Origin of the sequence: Agromyces humi (assembly GCF_009720255.1) — a bacterium.
Lineage (GTDB): Bacteria > Actinomycetota > Actinomycetes > Actinomycetales > Microbacteriaceae > Agromyces > Agromyces humi.
Genome location: NZ_WJSP02000310.1, coordinates 1 through 4,495 on the forward strand (window position 1 = coordinate 1; position 4,495 = coordinate 4,495).

2 protein-coding genes are annotated in these 4,495 nt (G+C 70.1%); one reads left to right on the top strand and one right to left on the bottom strand.

Annotated features, from left to right (window positions below):
* On the bottom strand, nt 1-3,034 hold a 3,034-nt coding region (gene hrpA / locus GH736_RS17880), incomplete at its 3' end, for an ATP-dependent RNA helicase HrpA (RefSeq protein WP_235934419.1).
* Between the two features lie 117 nt (nt 3,035-3,151).
* On the opposite strand from hrpA, the gene GH736_RS17885 reads away from it, so the two are divergent.
* On the top strand, nt 3,152-3,988 hold the full coding sequence (locus GH736_RS17885; RefSeq protein ID WP_159605734.1) for an aldo/keto reductase: 837 nt from the start codon (nt 3,152-3,154) through the stop codon (nt 3,986-3,988).
* Nucleotides 3,989-4,495 lie beyond the last annotated feature (507 nt).

Here is a 4,495-nt window from a genome sequence, read left to right on the forward strand (position 1 = left end):
GGCCGGAACCCCCGGGTGCGGCGGTCACCGCCTTCGCCACCGCGTCGCGGGTGCGGTCGGCGAGGCGCGCCTGCAGCTCGCCGAGGTCCTTCGAGGTGCCGGCGACCCGACCCCGCTCATCGACGGCCCGGAACGTCACGCGCAGGTGCGGCGGCACCCGGTCGAGGTCGAAGTCCGACGGGTCGACCGGGGCGAACGTGAGCCGGCGGATGGTGTGCGCGATGACGGCGGGGAAGGCGTCGCGTGCCGCACCGGCCTCCGGCCCGTCGGGCAGCTCCGCGGCGATCTTCGCCGCCCACTCCGCTGCGGGCACGACCTGTCGGCGCAGCACCTTCGGCAGGGTCCGCAGCATGGCCGTGATGAGCTCGTCGCGAAGTCCGGGCACCTGCCAGTCGAAGCCCGTGGGCTGCACCCGGGGGAGCAGCACGAACGGAACGACGACCGTCACGCCGTCGTCGTCGGCGCCCGGCTCGAAGCGGTAGGCGAGCGAGTAGGTCTGGTCGTCCTGCCGCCACCGGTCGGGGAATCCGTCGCCGCGGTCGGCGTCGGCCTCGGCGCCGAGCAGGTCGGCCCTCGTCATCGTCAGCAGGTCGGGGCGTCGGCGGTGCTCGCCGCGCCACCACCGTTCGAAACCGCGCGTGTCCGAGACATCCGCTGGCACCCTCGCCTCGTAGAACGCCACGACGGCTTCGTCCCCGGCGAGGATGTCCCGCCGCCGAGTACGCTCCTCGACCTCGCCGAGCTCGCGGCGCAGGCCGCGGTTCGCGCGGACGAACGAGAACAACCGCCGGTCGAGCCGGCTCGTGTCCCAGTCCTCCTCGACGAGCGCGTGCCGGATGAAGAGCTCGCGCGCCAGCACGGGGTCGACGCGCGAGAGCTGGATGCGTCGCTTCGCGACGATGGGCACGCCGAACAGCGTGACCTTCTCGTCGGCCACCGCCGAGCCCTGTCGTCGCTCCCACCGGGGCTCGCTGAACGACCGCTTCGCGAGCGGCCCGGCGAGTTGCTCGGCCCACGCCGGGTCGATCGCGGCGTTCGTGCGCGCGAACAGGCGGCTCGTCTCGACCAGCTCCGCGCTCATGAGCGCCGCCGGGGGCTTCTTCGCGAGCGCGGAGCCGGGGAAGATCACGAACCGGGTGCTGCGCGCCCCGACGAACTCCGCCTGCTGGCGACGGCCCTTGCGGTCGGACTCGCGGGCCGCCCCGGCCCCGCCGCGTCCGGTCGACGTCTTCGCGTCGTCGCGGAGCCCGATCTGCGACAGCAGTCCGGCGAGCAGCGCCCGGTGGATCCCGTCGCCGTTCGGCTCGCCGGCTCGTTCGGCCACGTGCAGGCCCAACGGCTTCGCGAGCCGCACGAGCTGGCGGTACAGGTCCTGCCACTCCCGCACGCGCAGGTAGTTGAGGAACTCCGCCTTGCACATGCGTCGGAACGCGCTGCCCGAGAGCTGCCGCTGCTGCTCCTCGAGGTGATTCCAGAGGTTCAGCAGGCTGAGGAAGTCGCTGGTCGGGTCGACGAACCGCGCGTGGAACCCGTCGGCCTGCTCGCGCTTCTCGAGCGGCCGCTCGCGCGGATCCTGGATGGTGAGGCCGGCCACGATCGCGAGCACCTCGCGCGACACGCCCTGCGCCTTCGACTCGAGCACCATGCGGGCGAAGCGCGGCTCGATCGGCAGGCGCGACAGCTGGCGGCCGATGCGCGTGAGCTGCGGGCCGTCGCCGACGGCGCCGTCGTCGATCGCGCCGAGCTCGCGCAGCAGGTCGAGGCCGTCGCGGATGCCGCGGCTGTCGGGCGGCGTGAGGAACGGGAACTCCTCGATCTGGCCGAGCCCGAGCGAGGCCATCTGCAGGATCACCGCGGCCAGGTTCGTGCGGAGGATCTCGGGGTCGGTGAACTCGGGCCGCCGCTCGTAGTCCTCCTCCGAGTAGAGGCGGATCGCGATGCCGTCGCTCGTGCGCCCCGAGCGACCCGAGCGCTGGTTCGCGGATGCCTGCGAGATCGCCTCGATCGGCAGCCGCTGCACCTTGGAGCGCACCGAGTACCGGCTGATGCGCGCCGTGCCGGCGTCCACCACGTAGCGGATGCCGGGCACGGTCAGGCTGGTCTCCGCCACGTTCGTGGCGAGCACGACCCGTCGCCTCAGCCCGGCCACCTTCGACGGCTCGAACACCCGGTGCTGGTCGGCGGAGGAGAGGCGCCCGTAGAGGGGGAGCACCTCGGTCTCGCCGACGCCGCCGCGGCGGATCGCGTGCGCGCGCACCGCCGCCTCGGCGTCGCGGATCTCGCTCTCGCCCGAGAGGAAGACGAGCACGTCGCCGGATGACTCCCGCTCGAGCTCGTCGAGGGCGTCCAGGATGCCCCGCTGCACGTCCTTGTCCTCGGCGGCGGCGCCCTCGTCGTCGGCGTCCTCCCCGTCGGGTCCGGCGCCCGATTCGGCCACGAGCGGCCGGTAGCGCACCTCCACCGGATAGGTGCGGCCGGAGACCTCGATGACCGGTGCGGGCTCGCCCGCGGCATCCGCGAAGTGCTTCGCGAAGCTCTCGGGATCGATGGTCGCACTCGTCACGATGACCTTGAGGTCGGGGCGGCGGGGGAGCAGTCGCTTGAGGTAGCCGAGCAGGAAGTCGATGTTGAGGCTGCGCTCGTGCGCCTCGTCGATGATGATCGTGTCGTATCGGCGGAGGTCGCGGTCGCGGTGGATCTCGTTGAGGAGGATGCCGTCGGTCATCACCTTGACGCGGGTCGACTCGCTCACCTTGTCGGTGAAGCGCACCTGGTAGCCGACGAGGCTGCCGAGCTCGACCTGCAGTTCCTCGGAGATGCGCTCGGCGATGGTGCGTGCGGCGATGCGGCGCGGCTGCGTGTGCGCGATCGACTCGCGGCCGAGCTCGAGGCAGATCTTGGGCAGCTGCGTCGTCTTGCCCGACCCGGTCGCCCCGGCGACGATCACGACCTGGTGATCGCGGAGCGCGCGCGCGATCTCCTCTCGCTGCCCGGAGACGGGCAGCTCGGCGGGGTACGTGATCGTGGGAAGCACAGCCCTCCATCGTAAGCCGTGCGGGCAGGAGTCGGCGGCGCATGTCCGGCCATGGCCGATCGCGCGGCGACGGGCAACCCCTGTCGGATGCGGCGCCCGCGTGATGGGATGAGGGGCATGACCCAACCGACCGTCCCGCGAATCCAGCTCAACGACGGCAACTCCGTGCCGCAACTCGGCTTCGGCGTCTTCAAGGTCGATCCGAAGAAGACGGAGGACATCGTCGCCGATGCCCTCGAGATCGGGTACCGCCACATCGACACCGCTCGCATCTACGGCAACGAGGAGGGGGTCGGCCGTGCGATCGCGGCGTCCGGCATCCCACGCGAGCAGCTGTACGTGACGACGAAGCTGTGGAACGACGACCAGGGCACGCAGTCGGTGTTCGACGCCTTCGACCGGAGCCTCGAACGGCTGGGCCTGGAGTACGTCGACCTCTACCTGATCCACTGGCCCACGCCGGCGAAGGACCGATACGTCGAGACGTGGCGGGCCTTCGAGCAGCTGCGCGCGTCGGGGCGCACGCGTTCGATCGGCGTCTCGAACTTCCTCGTGCCCCACCTCGAGCGGCTCCTCGCCGAGACGGACACCGTGCCGGCCGTCGACCAGATCGAGCTGCACCCCGCCCACCAGCAGCCAGAGACCGCCGCCTTCGCGGAGGAGCACGGCATCGCGATCGAGGCCTGGGGCCCGCTCGGGCAGGGCAAGTACCCCTTGCTCGATCTCCCGGAGGTGACGGATGCCGCGACCGCCCATGGGGTGACCCCGGCGCAGGTCGTCATCCGCTGGCACCTGCAGCGCGGCCACATCGTGTTCCCGAAGTCGAGTCGTCGCGAGCGCATGGCCGAGAACTTCGACGTCTTCGGCTTCGAGCTCGACGAGGCGGAGGTGGAGGCGATCACCGCGCTGGAACGCGAGGGTCGCGTCAGTTCCCACCCCGACGAGGTGAACTGACGCGGAATTCACGCCCGACCGGGCTGTCCTTCCCGCCACGTCGACGCTGACCCGGTGCGACACGCCCGGGATGCGGGCCCGATTTGGCACGACCCGGGGATCCGCGTAAATTCTTACTCATCGCCACGGCGGAGCGGAAAGCGACTGGGTCACTGACACAGAGCGAACCGGCCGAGTGAGCGAGTTTCTTAGCCAAATAGCCTCGAAGTCGCATTGCGACTCGGTGATTTCAAGCCTAAGATGAAACCCCACCTCGAAAGAACCCAACGTTCGCGTTGTGCCTCACGCCGTTTCATCGGCCGCGGGCCTTGTGGCCCGGTTCCTTTCCGGGGTGGTACGATAGATAGGTTGCCCTGAGGGCAGGCCGCGAGGCTGAAACTCGGGTGCGTCCGTTTCTTGAGAACTCAACAGCGTGCACTATGTTCAATGCCAATTTATTGAACCCCAGCTTGCCCTTCGGGGTGGGTATGGATTCCTTTGATTGATGGACAATTTGATTTTTTAGTC